Annotated in this window: 23 protein-coding genes; 13 read left to right on the top strand and 10 right to left on the bottom strand. The window is 38.3% G+C overall.

Going from position 1 to position 22,706, the window contains the following annotated elements; genetic code table 11:
• The first annotated feature begins 15 nt into the window (after positions 1 to 15).
• Positions 16 to 429, top strand: coding sequence for an adenylyltransferase/cytidyltransferase family protein (locus tag RI845_RS15460; protein WP_348387070.1), 414 nt, complete (start codon positions 16 to 18; stop codon positions 427 to 429).
• Positions 430 to 485: 56 nt separating this feature from the next.
• Positions 486 to 1,949: a capsule assembly Wzi family protein gene (locus RI845_RS15465; RefSeq protein WP_348387071.1), complete on the top strand. Its 1,464-nt coding sequence runs from the start codon at positions 486 to 488 to the stop codon at positions 1,947 to 1,949.
• Between the two features lie 106 nt (positions 1,950 to 2,055).
• Here RI845_RS15465 and RI845_RS15470 read toward each other — a convergent pair whose 3' ends face one another.
• Genes RI845_RS15470 through RI845_RS15485 form a run of 4 tightly spaced genes read right to left on the bottom strand, consistent with a single transcriptional unit; the run spans position 2,056 to position 4,884 of the window.
• The gene (locus tag RI845_RS15470; RefSeq protein ID WP_348387072.1) at positions 2,056 to 2,817 is read right to left on the bottom strand and encodes a glycosyltransferase family 2 protein; all 762 of its coding nucleotides are present in this window, start codon (positions 2,815 to 2,817) and stop codon (positions 2,056 to 2,058) included.
• A 12-nt stretch (positions 2,818 to 2,829) separates the two neighbouring features.
• A complete protein-coding gene (locus RI845_RS15475) occupies positions 2,830 to 3,861 on the bottom strand; it encodes a CDP-glycerol glycerophosphotransferase family protein (protein ID WP_348387073.1) in 1,032 nt (343 codons plus the stop codon).
• The gene (locus RI845_RS15480; RefSeq protein WP_348387074.1) at positions 3,861 to 4,259 is read right to left on the bottom strand and encodes an adenylyltransferase/cytidyltransferase family protein; all 399 of its coding nucleotides are present in this window, start codon (positions 4,257 to 4,259) and stop codon (positions 3,861 to 3,863) included. The genes RI845_RS15475 and RI845_RS15480 overlap by 1 nt, the downstream gene beginning before the upstream one ends.
• 22 nt (positions 4,260 to 4,281) lie before the next feature.
• Positions 4,282 to 4,884 carry a YrbL family protein gene (locus tag RI845_RS15485; protein ID WP_348387075.1) on the bottom strand — a complete coding sequence of 201 codons (603 nt, stop codon included), beginning with the start codon at positions 4,882 to 4,884 and terminating at the stop codon, positions 4,282 to 4,284.
• 273 nt (positions 4,885 to 5,157) lie between these two features.
• Between RI845_RS15485 and RI845_RS15490 the strand changes: the two genes are divergently transcribed.
• The 6 genes from RI845_RS15490 (at position 5,158) to leuD (ending at position 11,927) form a co-directional block, all read left to right on the top strand.
• Positions 5,158 to 5,931 carry a LicD family protein gene (locus RI845_RS15490; protein ID WP_348387076.1) on the top strand — a complete coding sequence of 258 codons (774 nt, stop codon included), beginning with the start codon at positions 5,158 to 5,160 and terminating at the stop codon, positions 5,929 to 5,931.
• Positions 5,932 to 5,943: 12 nt separating this feature from the next.
• A complete protein-coding gene (locus RI845_RS15495) occupies positions 5,944 to 6,843 on the top strand; it encodes a polysaccharide pyruvyl transferase family protein (protein ID WP_348387077.1) in 900 nt (299 codons plus the stop codon).
• Between the two features lie 401 nt (positions 6,844 to 7,244).
• A complete protein-coding gene (leuA, locus tag RI845_RS15500) occupies positions 7,245 to 8,831 on the top strand; it encodes a 2-isopropylmalate synthase (protein WP_348387078.1) in 1,587 nt (528 codons plus the stop codon).
• A 4-nt stretch (positions 8,832 to 8,835) separates the two neighbouring features.
• Entirely contained in the window at positions 8,836 to 9,924 is a 1,089-nt protein-coding gene (leuB, locus tag RI845_RS15505) for a 3-isopropylmalate dehydrogenase (RefSeq protein WP_348387079.1), read from the top strand.
• A 1-nt stretch (position 9,925) separates the two neighbouring features.
• A complete protein-coding gene (leuC, locus tag RI845_RS15510) occupies positions 9,926 to 11,320 on the top strand; it encodes a 3-isopropylmalate dehydratase large subunit (RefSeq protein ID WP_348387080.1) in 1,395 nt (464 codons plus the stop codon).
• Between the two features lie 10 nt (positions 11,321 to 11,330).
• Positions 11,331 to 11,927 carry a 3-isopropylmalate dehydratase small subunit gene (leuD, locus tag RI845_RS15515; RefSeq protein ID WP_348387081.1) on the top strand — a complete coding sequence of 199 codons (597 nt, stop codon included), beginning with the start codon at positions 11,331 to 11,333 and terminating at the stop codon, positions 11,925 to 11,927.
• 98 nt (positions 11,928 to 12,025) lie between these two features.
• On the opposite strand, the gene RI845_RS15520 is transcribed toward leuD, so the two are convergent.
• Positions 12,026 to 13,006 (bottom strand): general secretion pathway protein GspB, encoded by a 981-nt coding sequence (locus RI845_RS15520; protein ID WP_348387082.1) that lies wholly within the window; start codon positions 13,004 to 13,006, stop codon positions 12,026 to 12,028.
• Positions 13,006 to 14,640 carry an ExeA family protein gene (locus tag RI845_RS15525; RefSeq protein WP_348387083.1) on the bottom strand — a complete coding sequence of 545 codons (1,635 nt, stop codon included), beginning with the start codon at positions 14,638 to 14,640 and terminating at the stop codon, positions 13,006 to 13,008. The genes RI845_RS15520 and RI845_RS15525 overlap by 1 nt, the downstream gene beginning before the upstream one ends.
• A gap of 135 nt (positions 14,641 to 14,775) precedes the next feature.
• On the opposite strand from RI845_RS15525, the gene RI845_RS15530 reads away from it, so the two are divergent.
• Entirely contained in the window at positions 14,776 to 16,026 is a 1,251-nt protein-coding gene (locus tag RI845_RS15530; protein WP_348387084.1) for a multifunctional CCA addition/repair protein, read from the top strand.
• 167 nt (positions 16,027 to 16,193) lie between these two features.
• Here RI845_RS15530 and RI845_RS15535 read toward each other — a convergent pair whose 3' ends face one another.
• From RI845_RS15535 to folB, 3 genes are read right to left on the bottom strand one after another with little or no spacing between them, the layout of a single operon-like run.
• The gene (locus RI845_RS15535; protein WP_348387085.1) at positions 16,194 to 16,991 is read right to left on the bottom strand and encodes an undecaprenyl-diphosphate phosphatase; all 798 of its coding nucleotides are present in this window, start codon (positions 16,989 to 16,991) and stop codon (positions 16,194 to 16,196) included.
• A 30-nt stretch (positions 16,992 to 17,021) separates the two neighbouring features.
• A complete protein-coding gene (gene folK / locus RI845_RS15540) occupies positions 17,022 to 17,513 on the bottom strand; it encodes a 2-amino-4-hydroxy-6-hydroxymethyldihydropteridine diphosphokinase (RefSeq protein ID WP_348387086.1) in 492 nt (163 codons plus the stop codon).
• A complete protein-coding gene (gene folB, locus RI845_RS15545) occupies positions 17,513 to 17,896 on the bottom strand; it encodes a dihydroneopterin aldolase (protein WP_348387087.1) in 384 nt (127 codons plus the stop codon). The genes folK and folB overlap by 1 nt, the downstream gene beginning before the upstream one ends.
• A 158-nt stretch (positions 17,897 to 18,054) precedes the next feature.
• Between folB and plsY the strand changes: the two genes are divergently transcribed.
• Positions 18,055 to 18,639, top strand: coding sequence for a glycerol-3-phosphate 1-O-acyltransferase PlsY (gene plsY / locus RI845_RS15550; protein WP_348389550.1), 585 nt, complete (start codon positions 18,055 to 18,057; stop codon positions 18,637 to 18,639).
• Between the two features lie 139 nt (positions 18,640 to 18,778).
• Here the strand turns inward: plsY and tsaD are convergent, their stop codons facing one another.
• Positions 18,779 to 19,792: a tRNA (adenosine(37)-N6)-threonylcarbamoyltransferase complex transferase subunit TsaD gene (gene tsaD, locus RI845_RS15555; protein WP_348387088.1), complete on the bottom strand. Its 1,014-nt coding sequence runs from the start codon at positions 19,790 to 19,792 to the stop codon at positions 18,779 to 18,781.
• A 202-nt stretch (positions 19,793 to 19,994) separates the two neighbouring features.
• Here tsaD and rpsU point away from each other — a divergent pair, with 202 nt between their 5' ends.
• The 3 genes from rpsU to dnaG all read left to right on the top strand — a co-directional run bounded on the left by rpsU (position 19,995) and on the right by dnaG (position 22,673).
• Positions 19,995 to 20,210, top strand: coding sequence for a 30S ribosomal protein S21 (rpsU, locus tag RI845_RS15560; RefSeq protein ID WP_068544693.1), 216 nt, complete (start codon positions 19,995 to 19,997; stop codon positions 20,208 to 20,210).
• Between the two features lie 24 nt (positions 20,211 to 20,234).
• Entirely contained in the window at positions 20,235 to 20,681 is a 447-nt protein-coding gene (locus RI845_RS15565; protein WP_348387089.1) for a GatB/YqeY domain-containing protein, read from the top strand.
• A gap of 231 nt (positions 20,682 to 20,912) precedes the next feature.
• Complete coding sequence (gene dnaG / locus RI845_RS15570; RefSeq protein ID WP_348387090.1) at positions 20,913 to 22,673, top strand: DNA primase; 1,761 nt, start codon at positions 20,913 to 20,915, stop codon at positions 22,671 to 22,673.
• The last annotated feature ends 33 nt before the right edge of the window (positions 22,674 to 22,706 follow it).

Consider the following 22,706-nt stretch of genomic DNA (forward strand, 5'->3'; position numbering starts at 1 on the left):
AGACGAAGGCATCTCATGAAAAAAATAGGCTATACCACAGGGGTTTTTGATTTATTCCATATTGGCCATTTAAATGTACTAAAACGAGCCAAGTTAGAATGTGATTACTTAATTGTTGGTGTCACGAGCGATGAGCTATCAATATCAGCAAAAAATAAGAAACCTGTTATACCATTTAGTGAGCGAATGGATATTGTCGAAGCAATTAAATTTGTTGACGAAGTAGTGCCACAAATGAATTATGACAAAGAAGAAGCATGGAATAATTTGAAATTCGATATGATGTTTGTTGGTGATGACTGGAAAGGTACTGACAAGTGGAATCAGATCGAAAAAGATTTTGCTGAAAAAGGAGTGGAAATTTTCTATTTTCCTTATACAACCCACACATCTAGCTCCATATTGAGAGAAGCATTAAGTAAAATTTAAAGCTTTCACCTATACTAATTAACTTAATAAGAAAAAGAACTGGAGTACCACATTTAATGTTTTTCAAATCATTAAAGGCTTTTATTTTCACCTGCACGTTGTTGAGTTCGTCAGTTTTTGCTGGCGGCGTGTCTCCTTATTTACCATTAAAAACAGATCCGTTAATAGAACTTGAAATTGAACGTTTGGCAAGCTTGGCTAAAATGCCAGTTTTGAATAAACCTTATCATGCGGCTACGGTGTTAGAGTACTTATCAAAGATAGAAGAATCTCATCCAGTATTACATCATAGGATCAATAGTTACTTAAAACGATATAAGAAGGAGGCTTCAATTACACATTTTAGCCTTTCTGGTGCGAACTCTTTTGAGGACAATAAAACATTGGCTAATGCTCGAGGTCAGCAAATAGACAGCCATTATCAAGTTTCTGCAGCTGCGTTTTGGCAATTCAATAAGTACATTATCGCCAACGTCGGCGGTACTTTCTACGAAGACGGGGACTTTATCCCAAACCATAGTTACTTAAGCTTTGGCGTTGATTGGTTACAAATAGACGTTGGTTTTCGAGAGCACTGGCTTTCGCCTCATCAAGACAGCGCCCTATTGGTATCTACACACGCTCAACCACCTTTGAACATTACCTTTAGTAATGTAAAACCATTTGAATGGTTCAACATTAGATATGAATTATCTGTAGGTTTATTGGATGATACTGACAATATTTTATTTGAAGATGGATATACCAGTGGCGAGGTAGGGTTTATTACCATGCACGGCAGTTTACAACCATTGGATTTTTGGACAATTGGTTTCAATAGAACACTTATGTTTGGCGGTGGCGACAGAAGTATCTCTTTTGATGATATTTGGAATGGCATTACTGATCCAGCTGGCTCAGATAACTGCTTGGACGACACAGATAACCCAGATATCACCTGTGGCAAAGATGATGAAATTGGTAATCAAATGGCTTCAATTACTAATAAGTTTGATTTAACTATATTTGATATGCCAATGAGCTTTTATCATGAATATGCCGGTGAAGATACCAAGCAACACAAAAACACCCAACTTGGTAATATTGCACTAAACTATGGTCTATTCTTCCCCTATATTACTGAACAAGTATCACTAAATATCGAACATGCTAATTTTATGCACGGCTGGTATGTTCATAGTATATATACGGATGGCTACACAAATAATGGCAGTATCATGGGCCATTGGTGGGGCGGAGCAAAGCCAACTGATGAAAAAAATGGTGGTACGGCTTGGAGCGTGCGCGTCGATTACGATATTGACCAGCAGTCACAATTACAAGTAATGTATCGAACAGCCGATATTGAAACAGCTGAGAATAATTTTATTCCTACCCAACATGACTATGAACGCTCACATGAACTCGAGTTTACGTTAAATAATGCTCATAAAACGTATTTTTATACCAGTAAGCTGCATATTGGTAAAGATACTTTAGGGGAAGAGTTTTTGCGTGCCAGTGTGGCCTTTAGGTATTAACCGTTTCTAACAAACTCTTAGAAAAAGCCCCTAAAAAACTAAGGGGGCTTACGATAGAACAAAAGTCACAAATCACAAATAACAAAAAGTAGCTTATTAAATGAAGCTACTTTTTCGCTTCATTTTTCAGCACTAACAACATGTATTTATTAAACGTATATTGCATCTGAATGACAGAAATTAACAATCCGGTTCTGCCGTCTAAAAAACCTCGGCGAAGAATATAGTGTCGAATAAATGCAAATAACGCTGAAGTTACAGCTTTAAGGGATGATGAGCTTTTACCTTTTTTGTAACGCTCTTCCGCCCATGCTTCCGCGTATCCACACCTTTTAACCAGATAGTCTTTTAAATTATCAAACGTGTAGTGCAACAGATCTTCTTTTAATTGAATTTTCTTAGAGCCTTTACAGCTTACTGATTCGTGAACTAAATTTTCGTTGTAGCGATATTTTGTACGATTATAAATACGCACAATAGGATCAGGATACCAACCACTATGGTGTACGAACTTTCCACAAAAGCTGGTAAGTCGATTAAGTACTAATACGTCATCATCATTTACTGATTGCATATGAGCTTTAATTTCAACTTGCAGCGCCTCTGGAACGACTTCATCTGAATCAATGGCTAATATCCAGTCATTGGTTGCCAATTCTTCAGCTCTTCTGCGCTGCTCGCCAAAGCCCAACCAATCCTCACGAATAAATATTTTATCGGTGAATTTCTTAGCAATGGTTAACGTTTCATCAGTACTACCTGAATCTAAAAGCACAATTTCATCCGCAAAAGTCAAAGAAGATAAACAGCGTTCTATTTTGTCTTCTTCGTTTTTACAAATAATACATACTGATAATTTTTGAACCATAATAATTCCTAATTAGTATTTCCAATAATGCAATTTCTTACGAAGCTTTAAATTTCGAAACAAGTTAAGCGGCTTGCTTCGTTTAGCTTGAATACCATTTTCTAATTTATCGACTACAGCGGTTAATATTCGCTCGGACGCTAAACCATCAATTAAAGGGTGAAGTTCTAAGGCATAACTTTCTATATGCTTTTTAAGTTCATCACTAGGTGATAATGCTTTAAGAATGGAGTCTTCAAGTGTGGCTACTTCTGTAATATTTATCAGGTATTCACCTGGAGCTGAATTGTTAAAACTAACAATGGGCTTGTTTAATAAGGCAAACTCGCCAATTACTGATGAAGTATCCGATAACATAACATCCGCAACTTGCAATAAAGAAGCAATATCAGATGTTTCAATGACTTTGAAGTTATCAGATTCGATGCTTTGATATAACGCCACCAACTCTGAATCCATTTTAGGATGAAATTTTGCCAGCCAAAGCCAGTCTTGTTTGCCGACTAAATCTTTTATTTGTTCAAATAAAGCACCAGCACACGTGAGTTTCGGTGAAAATGTAGGTGCAAATAAAACAACGGGCTTATTTTTTACATCAAGCTCGAATGGCTTGGTCGTGAATAAAGGGTCAAGTTTAGGCCAACCAGTTTCAACCACATCAAAATACCCATGTTCAGCTGCTAACTGATTAAATCGTTCAGTCGTCGCAGGTCCATGAGTACAATACAAATCAAAACAACCACGAATAACAAAGTGACCTTTTTTCTTCCATTCCAAACCATGAAAAACTTGTACTTTCAAACCCGATAAGAAATTAGGGATTATATTGCCCGGGACAAAACAGGCATCTGGTTGGTATTCAATAGCAGAATTTATATCATCAAGTACTTGTTCTTCAGGGTGAAACAGGCTGGTATTGACTTCATTCCCTACAGCAATCCATGCAACCGAATAGCCTTTGCCTTGCATAACACTTTGTAACGGGCGTAAAATTTCAAAAGAATAATTCTGTTCAATATAAAATAAAAACTTAAAGCTCGACATTAACTAACTCGATGAGTTTTAACTATTTCAATAATTTCTGTGGTAGAAACAGATGGAGTTCGCGGTAAATAAATCACTTCGCAAAGATCTTTTAAGTGATCAAACTTTCCTTCCCAATCATCTCCCATAATTAAAATGTCAGCATTGTAATGCTTAATGTATTCGGCTTTTAATTCAAGTGATTCTTCTAGAAACACCTCATCAACACAACGCAAAGAGCGAATAATATGGGTCCTGTCATTCTCGGCATAAACAGGGTAACGCTGCTTTTTAGACATATTTAATTGATCGGAAGATACACCAACTATTAAATGACTCCCATGTAATTTTGCACGTTCTAAAATATTAACATGACCAACGTGAAACACATCAAAGGTGCCAAAAGTTATAATTCTCATAGTTGTCCTTATATGATCAAACTTATTTTAGATCTTTAATTTTATTAATCAAAGGGTTCTGCGGATATTGATTTTGTAAATGGTCAATAAAGCGTACCCATTTACGATTTACTTTTTTAACGGCCAATGCAGAAGACATTTCAGAAAAACGGATATATTCAGTATTTCCGATATCATCAATAATCACTAGCTTAGGTTCATTTGTTAATTTAAGTACTAAATTTCGAGGATACAAAGTTAAGGTTAAAATTTGCTGTTCAAACAAGTAATCCTTCAACTTTTTCAAGCTGGCCATTATTATATCCTGATATTGCAATGACATCTCGTCAGACTCTAGATAATTATCTAATGATAATGAAACGTCTCCGTTGGCATCACAGATAAGTTCATAAACATGAGCTCTACCCATATTTGTTTGCACTTCTTCAACATACTTGGATAACATACTAAAGCTAACATCACGCTTTTTTAAACGCTGATAATATTCTATTTCACGACGAATAGCCTTTTGATTGATGTCTTGGCGAAAAAGCACTTTAATACATAAAGAATCATCACTTGGATGATGGTAGCATGCTCGGTGTGCACCTTTACCAATTAATAATGATTCGTCAATCGTTATCACAAAGAAGCCTTAGGTTTCGTATTTTCAATTATGAAATCAATTATATCCACGCAAAACAAATAAAGAAATATTAATAGTAACTTTAAATTAAAAACATAATTCAGTTTATAAAAAAATTTATTGAATTTATTAGCTTTCCTTTCCCTAACAGGGCAATTTCAGCTAACATCTACACTTGTAAACTAAGTACATCAATAATTTATTTATTAGCGAACAAGATCTCATAAATTGGCATTTCCGAAAACACTAGCTATGGAAGCGAGAAACTATATTTTGGATAGAATCAAAGAAATACAGCAAGTTCAGTTACAGATATTAAAACAGGTTCTAAGTGTTATAAATCAGCATAACTTAAGTTATATTGCCGTTGGAGGAACAGCACTGGGTGCTTTACGTCATCAGGGGTTCATCCCTTGGGACGATGATATTGATATTGCTATGCCAAGGGCAGATTACGACATATTTTTAAAGTTGCAAGATGAGTTACCTGAACAGTTATTTATTCAAAACTTTAAAACTGATAAACATTACCCATTATACTTTACCAAAGTCAGATTAAATGGAACCCTATTTGTTGAAGAGCGATTTCAAAATCAGCCCATGCATCACGGTATTTTCATCGATATATTCCCTTTAGATACTTTAGATATCAATGAGTCATTAATTAAAAGTGTTAAAACCAAGGAAAATATATTTCGCCGTTTGGTAAAGAAATCTTATAAAAGTTGGTTATATAAGTTTAGATATAGTTTTAAAACTGCGCAGCAAGCTTATAATGATCTTGAAGATACTATTTTGCAACATCAAAAAACGAACGGTGCTGTTATAGGCTCTATTCAAGCAAATGATATATTTAAAGAAGAAAATTTATTTCCGATAACAACATTGCCTTTTGAAGATATAGATATCTGTGTTCCAAACAACATTGAGCAGTACTTGGAAGATAAATTTGGTGATTACATGCGTATTCCACAATTGCATGAAAGAAAATTGCACAAGTTAGTCTCATTAGATTTTGGTAATACTAAAGCAACACAACAAAGTTAAAAAAGGGTCATTATGAAACTCGAATATTGTCGATTAACACCTCCAAACTTTGGAGATGAGCTTAATGCTTGGCTATGGCCTAAATTAGTCCCTGAACTGTTAGAGCAAGATGACAATAGTTACCTTATTGGCATTGGTACTATTTTTTCTAAACGGTGTGATCATTTACCAATCGATTCTAAAAAAATCGTCTTCAGCTCAGGAACTGGCTACAGCGAAAATACCGATATTGATGAAAACTGGGATATCATTGGCGTACGCGGGGAACTTACCGCTAAAGCGTATAACTTATCTGATGAAAAAATACTCTGCGATGGTGCTTACTTATTACGTAAAGTGAGTTTACCCAAAATTGAGCCACATAACCGAACAGGGTTTATGCCGCACTACTCCAGTTTAGATATGGTAAATTGGCAAGACGTTTGCGAAAAAGTTGGCTTAGAATTTATTTCTCCTTATTGGCCTGTAGATACAGTTTTAAGTAAAATGCAGGGTTGCAAAAACATCATTACAGAGGCAATGCATGGTGCGATAGTCGCTGACGTTCTACGTGTGCCTTGGTGTGCAGTGTCATTTGGACCTAAATTTTTACCTTCTAAGTGGCAAGATTGGGGAACAGCACTGAACATTGTGCCAAAAATCCAAGCAATCCCATTCGTTATTAATCAGAAAATAAGTAAAGGCCGTGTAGTTGAGTGGAAAATCAAGCGTATATTAAGCAAAATGTCATTAGGTAAGAAAAAGTGGCAATCAATTCCTAAGTTTAAAAACAATATTAATGATTTAATTCATGGTTTACAAAATGTCAAAGTTCAAAATACGTATCAGCTGAGCAGTGATGAAAGTATATCTAACGTTGATAGTAAACTTGATCATGCTCTAGAATATTTAAAATCTACTTATAAAAAATAATCTAAAGTTTATCTGAATATAATGTTGACAGGGAAGATGAAACATTTTAATGTTAGAACAATTACACTAACAAATATAAATTCAATAAAACTGAATAAATATTAATGACTATATATATTAAACAACGCATTTTACTTAACCTCCTGCTAGATTCAAATAGCGGGCGTTTTTCTATTGTTTAAAATATACTGATTGAATAACAAAAACCCGCAAATCACATTGCGGGTTTTTTTTTACTTCAGGGAAGAAGGAATGTCAATTTGCCATGGATGGCAAAAAATTGACTCACTTCATGGATGATGGAATGCAAATCACCATGGATGGTATTAGATTTGTTACTCGAATGTGACAGTGCGAATATCAACACAAAGAACCAAGCAGCTTAACAAAAGGCCAACACTATGAACAACAATGTAACTATTTTCGATACCACATTACGAGATGGTGAACAGGCATTAATTGCCAGCTTATCTGTGCATGAAAAATTACAAATTGCTCTAGCTATTGAACGCCTGGGTGTTGATATTATGGAAGTAGGTTTCCCGGTTTCGTCGCCAGGTGACTTTGAATCGGTGCAAACCATTGCCCGTACATTAAAAACAAGCCGAGTTTGTGGCTTATCAAGAGCGGTAAAAGGTGATATACAATCCTGTGCCGATGCTATGAGTGTCGCCGAGGCATTTCGTATTCATACCTTTATATCTACGTCTGATGTTCACGTTGAGCAAAAATTAAAGCGTGGTTTTGACGATGTATTAAATATGGCTGTTGATGCGGTTAAATTTGCTCGAAAATTTACTGACGATGTTGAGTTCTCTTGTGAAGATGCTGGCCGAACGCCAAAAGATAACTTATGCCGTATGGTTGAGTCTGCAATCAAAGCTGGTGCTACTACAATTAACATTCCAGACACTGTTGGCTATACCCTTCCACACGAATTTGGCGGCATTATCACTGACTTATTTAATCGTGTGCCAAATATCGATCAAGCGGTTATTTCAGTACATTGTCATAACGACCTGGGGTTAAGCGTGGCCAATTCGATTGCTGCGGTTAATGCTGGTGCTCGGCAAATTGAATGTACTGTGAATGGTATCGGTGAACGTGCCGGTAACTGTTCCCTTGAAGAAGTGGCGATGATAATGAAAACGCGCGCTGATATTTTAGGACTTACCACTAATATTAACCATAAAGAAATTGCTCGCACCTCTAAAATGGTCAGTCAAATTTGTAATATGCCAGTACAGGCAAATAAAGCTATTGTCGGTGCAAATGCGTTTAGTCATTCATCAGGCATCCACCAAGATGGTATGTTAAAAAGCGCAAACACTTATGAAATTATGACGCCTGAAAGTGTTGGTATCAGTAAAACTAAATTAAACCTTACTTCCCGCAGTGGTCGTCATGTTATTAAGCACCGCATGGGCGAGTTGGGTTATCAAGAAAATGATTTCGATTTAGAAGAGTTATATCAAGACTTTTTAACGTTAGCCGATAAAAAAGGTCAAGTATTTGATGATGATTTAGAAGCACTATTATTCAAAAACCAACAACAGGCAGATGCTGACAGCTACCGTATAGAATACTTAAGTGTACATTCAGGCAGTGGCGAGTTTTCGACAGCAAGCATTAAACTTGCCTGTGGCGATAATACTCAGATTCAATCAGCAACGGGTAATGGCCCTGTAGATGCACTGTACCGAGCAATTAAACAAGCGGTAGATATTGATTTTGAAGTTGCTGACTACAAGATATCAAATAAAGGTGAAGGTGAAGATGGTCTTGGTCAAGCGGATTTGGTAGTCAACTGGCAGGGCAGAAATTTTCATGGTTATGGCATTGAAACTGATGTGATTGAAGCGTCAGGTAAAGCATTAATTAATGCTATTAACAGTATTCAGAGAGCGCAAAACGTTGCCGAATTAAAGCAGCAAGCAGCTCAAACAGACTCTAGCACAAATTTAGATACAAAAATTCAAGGAATTTAAAGTAATGGCGAACATAGCAGTATTAGCCGGTGACGGTATTGGCCCAGAAGTAATGGTTGAAGCAGTAAAAGTATTAAACGCTGTTGCTGACAAATTCGATTTTGATATTAGCACTAGAGACTATGATGTTGGTGGTGCAGCAATCGATCTTCATGGTAACGCATTACCTGATGAAACTATGCAGGGATGTGAGCAAGCTGACGCTATTTTATTTGGTTCTGTTGGCGGACCTAAATGGTCTAACTTACCACCGACAGAGCAACCAGAACGTTGTGCTTTATTAGGATTACGTGGCAAGTTTGGTTTATTTTGTAATATGCGCCCAGCGCAATTGCAACCGGCAATGTCTTCATTATCTACATTGCGTAGCGACATTTCAGAGCAAGGCTTTGACGTATTGGTTATTCGTGAATTAACCGGTGATATCTACTTTGGCGAACCAAAAGGTCGTAAAGGTGAAGGTGATGAAGAAACCGGTTTTGACTCAATGTTTTATTCACGAGCTGAAATTAAACGCATCACTCACCTTGCCTTCCAAGCTGCACAAAAGCGTGACAACAAGGTAACCTCAGTAGACAAAGCCAATGTTTTGGCAACCAGTCAATTATGGCGTCAAGTGGTTGAAGAAGTTGCCGTTGAATACCCTGACGTTAGTTTTGAACATATGTATGTTGATAACGCGGCAATGCAACTGGTTCGCGATCCAAACCAATTTGATGTGCTTTTATGCCCTAACCTGTTCGGTGACATCCTTTCAGATATTTGTGCAATGATCACCGGCTCGATGGGCATGCTACCTTCGGCTAGTTTAAATGAATCAGGCTTTGGTATGTATGAACCTGCCGGTGGTTCTGCGCCAGATATCGCAGGCTTAGGTATTGCGAACCCTATCGCACAAATATTATCTGCGGCATTAATGCTTCGTTATAGCTTAAACCAAGATAGCGCCGCAAAAGCAATTGAAGATGCTGTAGCTAATGCCTTGGATAACGGTATGCTAACCGGTGATTTACTAGCCGCTGAGCAAAGAAGTAATGCAAAAACCACCAGCGAAGTTGGTGATTATATCTGTCAAAAAATTAAGGAAATGTAACATGGCTTCCACTTTATATGAAAAATTATGGCAACGACACTTAGTAGAAGACAAAGCAGGCGAAACGCCATTGATCTTCATTGATCGCCACCTTGTACATGAAGTGACTTCGCCACAAGCGTTTGCAAATTTAAAGTTTCATGACCGCCCAGTTCATAGTCCAAATAGAACGATTGCGACTATGGATCATAATATTTCAACTAAAAAATGTGATATTGATGCTGCTGGTGCAAATGGGGCAAACCAACTAAAAACCCTAGAACAAAATTGTGACGATTTTGGCGTAAAATTATACGGCATGGGACATAAAAACCAGGGTATTGTCCATGTTATGGGACCGGAACTTGGTTTTACTTTACCTGGCCAAACAATTGTATGTGGAGATTCTCATACAGCCACTCATGGCGCATTTGGTGCGCTAGCTTTTGGTATAGGTACGTCAGAAGTTGAGCATGTATTAGCAACGCAAACATTACGCCAAAACAAAGCTAAAACCATGAATATCTCAGTTGAAGGTAAGGCTAATGTTGGCATCAGCGCAAAAGATATTATCTTAGCCATTATCGGTAAAGTAGGTCATTCTGGCGCGACTGGTTATGTGATTGAATATACTGGCCAAGCTATCCGTGATTTAACCATGGAAGAGCGCATGACGGTGTGTAATATGAGCATCGAATTTGGCGCGAAAGCAGGTATTATTGCTCCCGATCAAACCACATTTGATTACCTTAAAAATAAAGAAAATGCGCCACAAGGTGAGGTGTTTGAGCAAGCCGTAGCTGACTGGAAAACATTGCAAACAGATAGTGATGCTCAGTTTGATACAACCGTTGTTATTGATGCGACTGACATAAAACCACAAGTTACGTGGGGAACTAACCCTGGGCAAGTTACTGCTATTGACTCTGTTGTGCCTGCCCCTGAAGACTTTAGCGACCCTGTTGAACGTGAGTCTTGTGTTAATGCCCTTAAATATATGGATTTAACACCTGGCACTAAAATTTCAGATATTGCTATCAATAACGTATTCATCGGTTCTTGTACAAATTCTCGTATTGAAGATTTACGTGTTGCAGCATCAGTTGTTAAAGGTAAAAAAGTTTCAAACTCAGTTACTGCTATTGTCGTACCTGGCTCTTACCGTGTTAGAGAGCAAGCTGAAGCTGAAGGCTTAGCGGATATATTTAAGACTGCAGGCTTTGAATGGCGCTTACCTGGTTGCTCAATGTGTTTAGGTATGAATGATGACAAATTAAAAGAAGGTGATCGCTGCGCCTCTACCAGTAACCGTAACTTTGAAGGTAGACAAGGCCGAGGTAGTCGCACCCACTTAGTAAGTCCAGCAATGGCAGCTGCTGCGGCAATCGCAGGCCACTTTACTGACGTGAACGCATAAGGAGTAACTCATGGAAAAATTTAGCCAACATACAGGCAGTGTTGTCCCTTTTGATCGCGCCAACATAGATACCGATCAAATAATACCAAAGCAGTTTTTACAAAAAACCACTCGTACTGGCTTTGCCCAGCATTTGTTCCACGACTGGCGTTTTTTAGATGATGATGGTCTGCAGCCGGATCCAAGCTTTATTTTAAACAAACCAGAATACCAAGGTGTAAGTATTTTACTTGCACGTGAAAATTTTGGCTGTGGCTCTAGTCGTGAACATGCGCCTTGGGCTATTCAAGAGTTTGGATTCAAAGTCGTTATGGCATCAAGTTTTGCCGACATATTTTACGGTAATTGTATAAACATAGGCATGTTACCGGTTGTCTTGGAAGAGTCAGTAATTGATGACTTATTTAACCAAGCTGCGCAAGGTCCACTTACGCTTACTGTAGACATAATGAAAATGCTGGTGATAAATGGCGACAATGAATATCCATTTACACTTACGGAGTTTCAAAAATATTGTTTAGAAAATGGCGTGGATAGTGTTGGCTGGACTCTAGAAATTTCAGATAAGATTAATAGTTTTGAAAATAAACTGCCTGCTTGGCAATAAACAAATAATACTGTTTAAATAAAATAAAGGGTGTCTTAGCACCCTTTATTTTTATATGTTAGCTAAACGTTAACTATCTGCTTAGTGATTAGTTAATGCTACCAACTCGATAAAGCTTTCAAACTAAAACGCTGTCCTTGAAATTGTAATACAACTGTCTGCGGCTGTATTTCTTCAATCACCAAACCATCTTTTGTAATACCGCCAGTATAATAATCTTTGCCATTTAATCTTACCCAACTGCTTGCAACGTCTGAAGTATACATATGTAATGAAAAGTGCAAACTAGGCACCTCGTTTTGCAACCATTGTGGCATTTGTGCTAAAGGTTTTACAGGCACTGATTTGGACTTGCGTAAATCAACATCTGGCTCAATAAAGCGCTTACTTAAATCAACTACCGGCTCCTCGACTTCCTCACTCTCTAATGGCTTATTGCTATCATCTAATGCACTTTCAAACGCTTCTAGCAACTCAGGTGATACGCCGCCAAGTTCATCTTTATTAAGGCTGAACTTCACTGGTTCAGTTGTGTCAGTTACTCGCGGCTTTTCTGTAGGTATGCTAGCGGTTTGATTAGCTATCATTGCCTGTTGAATACTTTTCTGACTAAGTAAGCTTTGAATTTGCTGTTCCATTAGTTGCTTGCTAGCTTTTTCTTCAGCCTCTTGCTTGGCAACAGCCTCATTTTTCAACTGCTGCGCTTGCTTAGTTTTAAGTGCGACTAATTGCTTATTATATGCTTCAGGAGTAGCAAAATATTTCGCGCTGTCATGCATTGGTCCATAAAACGGGATCAAAGCTTCATCACGAACAGGTTCTACAGGGGCAACTTTATTGGTGTTTGAGTCTGCTTGGTAGTGCACAACAATCTCTGCACCATCGCCGAGAACAAAGCCTCCAAGAATAAACGCGAATGCTAGCAATATATAACTAGCCAACGCTTTAGGCAGCTTTCTAGATGAGGGCTGTTCAGTGTCACTCAAACCTAGTTGCTTCTGTAAATCATCACTATTTAACTTTGGTTCATTTGAGTTGACTTGGGTTGCCTTTTTAAGCGCATCGAGTAAATAAGACATTAATTACTCCCCCCAACAGTTACTTGCTCGTTTGTATTGGTTGCTGCTAAAGCCATCACGGTTTCAGTATCGGCTAAGTGGTTAACATTCAGCCCAATTTCTTGTTGATATTGACCTAATTGATTCATTAACAATGGATCTATTTTCTCAATATTTCGTGCTTCTCGCTGCTGTTTAACACTTAATTTTCCTTCCAACCACTGTACTAAGTTCGTTTGGCTATTTTCATCGACCCGATCAATAAAGCCATCAGGACTACGCCACAACAGTACTGCACTGCCTTGATAATGTTGCTCAATGAACGCAGCATCTAACCACTTTGAGTTTTTATTAAAATTAAGTAATAGCTTGTCGCCTTGCTGCTTAGTGATCGTGGCATAATAAGCATCACCATTTTCATCAAACAATTGTAATGACGCCGGATAGCCGAGCGCCAGTAAGCGTTTAAAATCGCCTTGATACCAATAACACTGCAACTCATAGTTTAAAGCAATTTCGCAAGGGGTGTTTTCATTATTCGCCAAACTACCCTTTTGATTAAGCGCTTGGATTTTCCAGTTTGCAAACAAATGTGAAAATGCATCGTCAAGATTTCGGCTGCTGTTAATTAGAGTATTTTCTATAGTATTTAATTGCTCTTTTACCGCTCGTTCATTATTTAATTCGACACTTCTTTGCTGAGCTATTTGCACTTGCGTAATTTTTTCACTTTGTTGTTTAGCTACGGTAAATCCGGTAAGTGCAAAAACAACCATCGAAGCTGTAACCAGCAGTTTTCTCACTATTGGTTTATGCCAAAAACTGAATGTTTTAGCATCTAAACCTAAAGTCTCTTTAGCTGATTGAGCGACCATGGCTTTATCAACTTGTGATTTTTCCTGCGAATACGCTCCCAAAAGCGCCCGATCACATAACAAGTTCACTAACCGTGGAACTCCGCCAGTAATTTTATGAATTAACGTAATAGCTGATGGTTTAAACAGCGACTTAGTACACCCAGCAATGCTTAGCCGGTGTTTAATATATTCAGAAACTTCTTTTTGGTTTAAAGGTAATAGGTGATATCTCGCAGTAATACGTTGCGCGAGTTGTCGCAAATCTCGACGTTTTAATAGTTCTTGTAATTCAGGCTGACCAATTAAAATAACCTGTAATAATTTTTTAGTATGAGTTTCTAGGTTGGTTAGTAATCTTAATTGTTCTAATACTTCAGCTTGTAGGTGCTGTGCTTCATCAATAATTAATAATGTATTTTTACCTTGCTGATGATTCATCAGTAAGTGATCTAAAATGATGTCAGTAAAGTTTTTTAAAGTCGCAGTTTGACTGTTATAGTCTATTGATAATTCATCACATACCGTCGCCAATAACTCTTTAGCCGATAATGTTGGGTTCAAAATAAATGCCGCTTGAGTATTATCAGGAAGCTGTTCTAGCAAACACTTTGATACTGTTGTTTTACCTGTGCCTACCTCACCAGTAAGCAACACAAAACCGCCGGCGTCACCCAACCCATAGGTTAAATGAGCAAGAGCCTCTTGATGGCGACCACTCATAAATAAATAATGCGGATTTGGCGCGATTGAAAATGGAATATCGTTCAGGCCAAAATAACCTGTATACCCGTTATACATAAAGAAAAACTATTTTAATGAACACTTTAGGGAAACTACCTTGAGTATAGACATAAGTCAAAAATAGTGGCTATTTTAACGCGTATTAATGCGATAGACTTACAAACTATAAACAAACAGCTGCTTTATTAAATAATGACTCAAAACTATACATCTACTTTAAATACCTACCTCGTCGGTGGTGCTGTTAGAGATCAGCTACTCGGCAGAGAGATTGTTGAACGCGATTATTTAGTTGTGGGTGCCAGTGTTGATAAAATGTTATCGCTTGGCTTCATGCAAGTTGGCAAAGACTTTCCGGTATTTTTACATCCTGACACCAAAGAAGAATATGCACTTGCCCGTACCGAAAAAAAACAAGGGTTAGGTTACACCGGGTTTGTTTGTTATGCAGAGCCTGACGTTACCATAGAAGAAGATTTACTGCGTCGCGATCTTACCGTTAATGCAATGGCACAAGACAATCACGGCAATATTATTGATCCTTTTAATGGCCAACAAGATCTAAAAGAAAAGATATTGCGCCATGTCTCTTCAGCTTTTTCAGAAGACCCTCTTAGAGTTTTGCGAGTTGCTCGTTTTGCCGCAAGGTATCATTACCTTGGCTTCACTGTTGCAGGCGAAACTATTAAATTAATGCAAGAGATGGTTACAAAGGGTGAACTTGAAAACTTAACCCCAGACAGAGTTTGGAAAGAATTTTCACGCAGCCTGAGTGAAGATAATCCAGAAGTATTCATTAATATTTTACGTGAAACAGGTGCTTTAAAAGTACTTTGGCCTGACTTAGACAAGCTTTGGGGAATACCAAACCCAGAAGCCCACCATGGTGAAATCGATACCGGTGTACATACGTTAATGGTGTTACAACAAAGCGTAAAACTGAGCCAAGATATAGGCGTTCGTTTTGCAGCTCTTACTCATGACTTAGGTAAAGGCTTAACGCCAAAATCAAAATGGCCTACTCATCACGGCCATGAAAAATCCGGTTTACCTTTAGTTGAAAACATATGCAGAACTCTTAAAGTTCCTAATCAGGTTAAACGCATTAGCTTGCTGGTTTGTGAATATCATTTACATAGCCATAGGGCGTTCGAACTTAGAGCAGATACAATTTTGGGCATGTTCAACAAACTTGATGTGTGGCGAAAGCCAGAAGACTTTGAATTGTTTTTATTAAGCTGTGAAGCCGATTGCACAGGTCGATTAGGACAAGAAAACACTGATTACCCGCAAGCGAACTATTTACGAGACGCATTTCACGCGTGCAAGCAAATTAGCCCAAAACAATTTGTTGAACAGGGATTAAAAGGTAAAGACATTAAAGATGCGATAGATAAAGCAAAAATAGCGGCTATTACACTAGTGAAGAAGCAGAAGTTGTGAAAATGTAAACTGAAACGATGGCGCTGTCATTCCCGTGTATACGGGAATCCACAGTGGATACCCGAACAAGTCGGGTATGACGTAGCTGTGCTCACTTCACACTTCAGCAGCCTAGTTTCTCGTTTCTCGTTTCTCGTTTCTCGTTTCTCGTTTCTCGTTTCTCGTTTCTACATTACAAACCAAATCAAAAACGCGCCAAGCAGCAATCTGTAAATTACGAATGGCATCATGCCAAGCTTATCCAATAAAATTAGAAAATAATGAATACACGCGTAAGCGCTGATAAACGCCACTATCGAGCCAAACGCTATCGCTTGCCAATCAACTCCATTAGCCTCTAACACTAATTTGAATGTTAAATAGCTGCCCGCCATAGCAATAGCAGGAATTGATAATAAGAACGAAAAACGAGCCGCTGCATCGCGAGTTAACCCTAGCATCAAACCCATCGTCATGGTAATACCTGAGCGTGATGTACCAGGAATTAACGCAACAGCTTGTGCTAAACCAATGTACATAGCGCCTTTAAAACCTAAACTTTTTATGTCTTTTGTTTGCTTGCCTTTGATGTCGACATAACCCAGTAATAAACCAAACACGATGGTTGTTATTGCAATTACCGCTGCTGAGCGTAAATGTTCTTCGATAAAATCTTTACCAAACAAACCAAACAAACCTGCTGGGATTGTGGCAAAGATGATCCACCAGGCTAAGGCACTTTCACCATTATGTTCTTTCTTTACAATAGAATTGCTCCAGGCAAAAAACATTGCGCCAACATCTTTGCGAAAATAAAGCATTACCGCCAGCAAAGTGCCTACATGCACAGCCACATCAAATGCCAAACCTTGGTCTGCCCACCCTAGTAATTGTGAAGGCAAAATTAAATGGGCCGAGCTTGAGATCGGTAAAAATTCAGTTAAGCCCTGAATTAACGCTAAGATAATAATTTCTATCGTTGACATGTTATTGTTCTTTTCCTTGTTGAACTTTGGTTAAGTTGGCCATGTGAAAGGGACTTTTTTTAAATACTGCTTACTCTTATCAAAACCTTGCCACATTTGTTGATAAGTGATTTGTAATACCGGATGAAGTGTATTTGGTGCTAACTCAGCAAGAGGTTCTAGAACATAAGCATTTTTAGGTATTTCATCTCTAGGTATTTGAACGGGATTATCCATGATCAAATCATCATAAAGTAAAATATCCAAATCCATTTTACGAGCACTAAACTTTTTAGAAAAGTCGACTCTCCCCTGCTGTTTTTCTAATTGCTTTAATAACTCACCTATATACGCTGGTGGTTTATTAGTATCAACTTTGGCAACCAAGTTGTAAAAATTATCGCCATTAAACCCGACAGGTTCGCACTCATATACTGATGATAACTCTACCTGTTCAAACTCGTGCTTCAATGCATTAACCGCAACTACAATTTGTGTATCGCGATCAATATTGCTGCCAATTGAAATATAAACAACTGCCATTACGCGCAACAACCATTACTTGACGAAACTACTTTGCTGCCACGTTCAATAATAACCCCAACGGCACTTGCTTCTTTAACAGCTGTTGGTTTAGATATTTTCAGCCTAAGCCACTTTATCCCATACTCTGTCATTAAGTGACTCGCTAAACGTTCAGCCAACGTTTCAATCAAATCAACTACGTTGGCATTGGCAAATTCATCAATTAATGTTGATATTTCAGCATAATCTAACGTTTTCGCTAATTCGTCACCATCAGCGGCTTTACTTATGTCAGTGCCCATTTGTAAATCAAACACCAAAAGCTGTTTGATCTTCTTTTCCCACTCGTAATAACCAATGGTGGTTTGTACTTGCAAACCTTCAATAAACACTATATCCATGCGAAAAATCACCGACAATTTAATATTAATAACAAATAAGTCTAAATTTTACCTCATTGTATAGTAGAAAAACTACTAAATAGATTGCTAGAATGGCAGAATAAAGCAAGTGATGTTTTTTTAACCATAAAAATTAGTAATAATAGGGAGCAATTATGATGTTATTTTTGGCACTATGCATATTTATTGCTGCTTATTTTTTCGGTTCAATCTCAAGTGCTATTCTAATTTGTAAATTACGAGGGTTACCTGACCCTCGCACTCAAGGCTCTAAAAACCCTGGAGCAACAAATGTTTTAAGAATGAGTGATAAGCCTACTGCCTTGGCGGTGTTAATTTTTGATGTATTAAAAGGCGCTATTCCAGTATACGGAGCCTACAAGTTAGGCGTAGAGCCTATCTATCTTGGCTTTATTGCCATTTCGGCCTGCCTCGGCCATATGCATCCAATATTTTTTAACTTTAAAGGTGGAAAGGCTGTAGCTACTGCCTTTGGTGCATTAGCGCCAATGAGTTGGTGGTTTGCCTTAGCATTGATCGTTACCTGGGTGTTTGTCGCTAAAACCACACGATACTCTTCACTCGCAGCAATAGTAACGGTTTCACTCGCACCACTCTACACCTGGATTTTAAAACCTTTATATACTAATTCAGTAACAATGCTTTCTTTACTAATTCTGTTTAAACATCGCAGCAATATAGTGCGTTTGATAAAAGGCACTGAAGATAAACTATCAAGTTAAGGGCTACATCCGCTCTTCAAGCATAACATCCGAATAAATTCGGACTAACCAATATATTAGAAACAATAAACAACGTCATTCCTGAGGAGCTCAAGCGACATCAGGGACCTCCCTGCTTGACAGCGAGCAGCCATTAGAATTAAACCGGTGGCAAACTATCTAACGGCCAGCGCGGATTTGCTTTAAAGGTTAAATCTGAACTCACACCAGACTTCAACCGTTGCATGCCAGCGTAAGCAATCATAGCGCCATTATCAGTACAATATTCAGGACGAGGGTAATAAACTTGGCCGCCAAGCTTTTTAGTTACCACGGCTAATTGTTCGCGCAATGATGTATTTGCACTAACCCCACCAGCAATAACCAAGCGTTTTAACCCGCACTGTTGTAGAGCACGTTTGCACTTAATCGCTAGTGTGTCAATAACGGCTTCTTGAAAGGCATAGGCGATATCCGCTTTCGTTTGAGCACTATCATCTTCTTGTCGAATTGTTGTAGCAGCAGCGGTTTTAAGTCCTGAAAAACTAAAATCTAAACCGGGTTTATTGGTCATTGGTCGTGGAAACTTAAACCTGCCTGGTGTCCCCTGCTCTGCCATTTTTGCCAGTACAGGGCCTCCGGGATAATCCAAACCTAATAATTTGGCGGTTTTATCAAATGCTTCTCCCGCGGCGTCATCTACAGACTCCCCGAGTAATTCATATTCACCGATACCATCAACTCGCACTAACATAGTGTGCCCACCTGAAACTAACAATGCAATAAATGGAAATTCAGGCACATCATCTTCAAGCATAGGGGCTAACAAATGCCCTTCCATGTGATGTACAGGTACAGCTGGTAAATCCCAACCATAGGCAAGGGAACGCCCTATTGAGCAACCGACTAATAATGCACCAACTAAACCAGGACCTGCAGTATACGCAACGCCATCCAAATCTTGTGGCGTTAAGCCGGCTTCTTTTAATGCTTCTTCTATTAAAGGGATCGTTTTTCTAACATGATCCCTTGACGCTAATTCAGGTACAACTCCACCATAATCGGCATGTACGGCAATTTGAGAATAAAGGCGATGCGCTAAAATACCTTTTTCTTCATCAAAGATAGCTATACCAGTTTCATCACAAGAGGTTTCAATACCTAAAATTCGCATAAATTGTTAACCAAAAATTACATTAATAAGGAAATTATGCGGATCATAGCGCTCAAATCAAAATTTAACCACCGTTTTAAATAAAAAAGCCATTTAAAACTTTACATCTACTTAAGGTTCAGATTAAAATGCTGCACCAATTTTAATCGGCTTGGTTAAATATTACCAAGTATCGCAGTATTCACTAGAGGTGAGGGCAAAAATGCCAGTAATTAAAGTAAGAGAAAACGAACCGTTTGACGTAGCATTACGTCGTTTTAAACGTTCATGTGAAAAAGCAGGTATCCTTTCTGAAGTTCGTCGTCGCGAATCTTTCGAAAAACCAACTTGGGAACGTAAGCGTAAGAAAGCAGCCGCTGTTAAGCGTCACGCTAAAAAAGTTTCTCGCGAAAACGCTCGTCGCGTTCGTTTATACTAATACTTAGGTAATAAGTTTTTAGTTATGAGTTTGCTAAGTCAACTCAACGAAGAGATGAAAATTGCCATGCGTGCCAAAGACAAACCTCGTCTTGGCGTTATTCGCATGGCATTGTCGTCTATTAAGCTTGCTAAAATTGACAATCAAAAAGATATGTCAGAAGCAGACATTCTTGCGCTGATCACTAAAATGATCAAACAACGCAAAGAATCTGTAACCATGTTCACCCAAGGTGGTCGTGACGAATTAGCAGCTAATGAACAAGCAGAAATTAAAGTGTTGGAAGAATTTCTTCCACAAGCACTTAGTGCGGATGAAATAGCTCAGCTAATTTCAACTGCTATTACAGAAACCGGTGCAGCTTCAATGGCTGACATGGGTAAGGTAATGGCAATATTAAAACCGCAAATGCAAGGTAAAGCAGACTTAGGCCAAGTTAGTGGTCAGGTAAGAGCCACCTTAAACGCATAAAACAGTTTCTAATTTATAAAAGCCGCAATAACTCGTTATTGCGGCTTTTTTATACATGGACGTTTAATTTTCTGTTTTATACACGGAAGTATTATATGTCGTGGATGCAGGGAATGGCTTTACCCTTCAATACACAAAATAAAAGTAATTTTATATATCAAAAATAACAGTATTTGATATAGTAAATTTAGATAACAATTTCTTAACCCTCTTGGATATTTCCCTTTTTTTATGGCCGGTTTGATCCCACGTACTTTTATCGATGATTTATTAGCTCGTACTGATATTGTTGATCTTGTTGATGGCAAAGTGCCTTTAAAAAAAGCCGGTAAAAATTATCAAGCATGCTGCCCTTTTCATGGTGAAAAAAGTCCATCTTTTACCGTAAGTAGAGATAAGCAGTTTTATCATTGCTTTGGCTGTGGCGCCCATGGCAATGCCATTAGTTTTATCATGGAATATGACAGGCTAGAGTTTGTCGATGCGATTGAAGAGCTCGCCAGTTATAACGGCGTAGAAGTTGAACGAGAGCAAAATACACAATCACCTGCAGAACAAAAACGTCAGCAATTAGCTCATAAACAAAAGCAGGACGATTACGAATTTTTGGGTAAAATAAGCCAGTTTTATCAAAAGAATATCAAAACCCATGCCGATTCAAAAACAGTTATCGACTACTTAAAAGGGCGTGGGCTTACCGGTGAAATTGTTAAGCAGTTTGGCATAGGTTATTGTGCCGATAGCTGGGACGATATGATGAATGTGTTTGGTAACTCAAGCCAAAACTCAAAACAGCTCGTTGATTTAGGCATGGCCATTCAAGGTGACAAAAACCGTCCTTACGATCGTTTTCGCGGTCGTGTGATGTTTCCAATTAAAGATAAACGCGGTCGTGTTATTGGTTTTGGTGGCCGAGTGTTAGCAGATGGTACACCCAAGTATTTAAACTCTCCAGAAACTCGAATTTATCATAAAGGCCAAGAATTATATGGCCTTTATGAAGCAAGGCAGCATTGTAAAAACCTCAATCGACTTGTGGTTGTTGAAGGTTATATGGACGTCGTTGCTTTAGCTCAACATGGCATCAATTATGCGGTTGCATCGCTTGGCACATCGACGACTGAAGAACAATTACAAACCATGTTCAGAACCGTAAAAGAAGTAATCTGTTGCTACGATGGCGACCGTGCTGGCAGAGAAGCGGCGTGGCGCGCAATGGACAATGCTCTACCACTTATACGAGATGGCATTTCATTAAAGTTTGTGTTTGTTCCCGATGGTGAAGACCCTGACACATTAGTGCGTAAAAAGGGGCAAGAAGAATTTGAAAAAATCCTTGATGAGGCCAAACCGCTATCACAGTTTCTATTTGAACACCTGCTTAGCCAAGTCAACGTTAATTCATTAGAAGGTAAAGCCGCGCTACTGGAATCTTTTCAACCCTACTTACAAAAGCTGCCAGACAGCACTTTAAAAGATTCTATTTTAAATGAATTAGCAAATAAATTTGGTACCGGCTCGGAACAGCAGCTTGCAAAACTGAATAAAAATCAATCACCTGCAAAACAACAAGCAAATAAAACAAAATCAAAAGCAACTCCTATTCGTTTAGCCATTGCATTATTGCTTGAGCATCCCCATTTAGTAGAAGTTCTACCAGACTTATCTATTTTAGATCCAATAGAGTTACCTGGTATAAATTTATTTAAAGAGCTTATGCAGCAATGTAAAGCCAGGAAAGGCATCACCAGCAGCCAAATAATCGAAAGTTGGCGCGGTACTGAGCAAGGAAAGATATTAGCGAAGCTACTCGTATGGGAACACCATATCGATAGCAACGCTGCTGAAGATGTGTTTAGTGACATTTTAGAAAAAATAATAAACACATTTGTAGAAAATCGTACAGAATTACTGTTACAAAAAGCCCGGTTGGGACAATTAAACTCGTTGGAAAAACAAGAACTTCAGTCATTGCTCAATGCACAGAGCTAAATATAGGTTTTTAAACTATTTTATAAATAGTTT

It is taken from the genome of Thalassotalea nanhaiensis, from assembly GCF_031583575.1.
Lineage (GTDB): Bacteria > Pseudomonadota > Gammaproteobacteria > Enterobacterales > Alteromonadaceae > Thalassotalea_A > Thalassotalea_A nanhaiensis.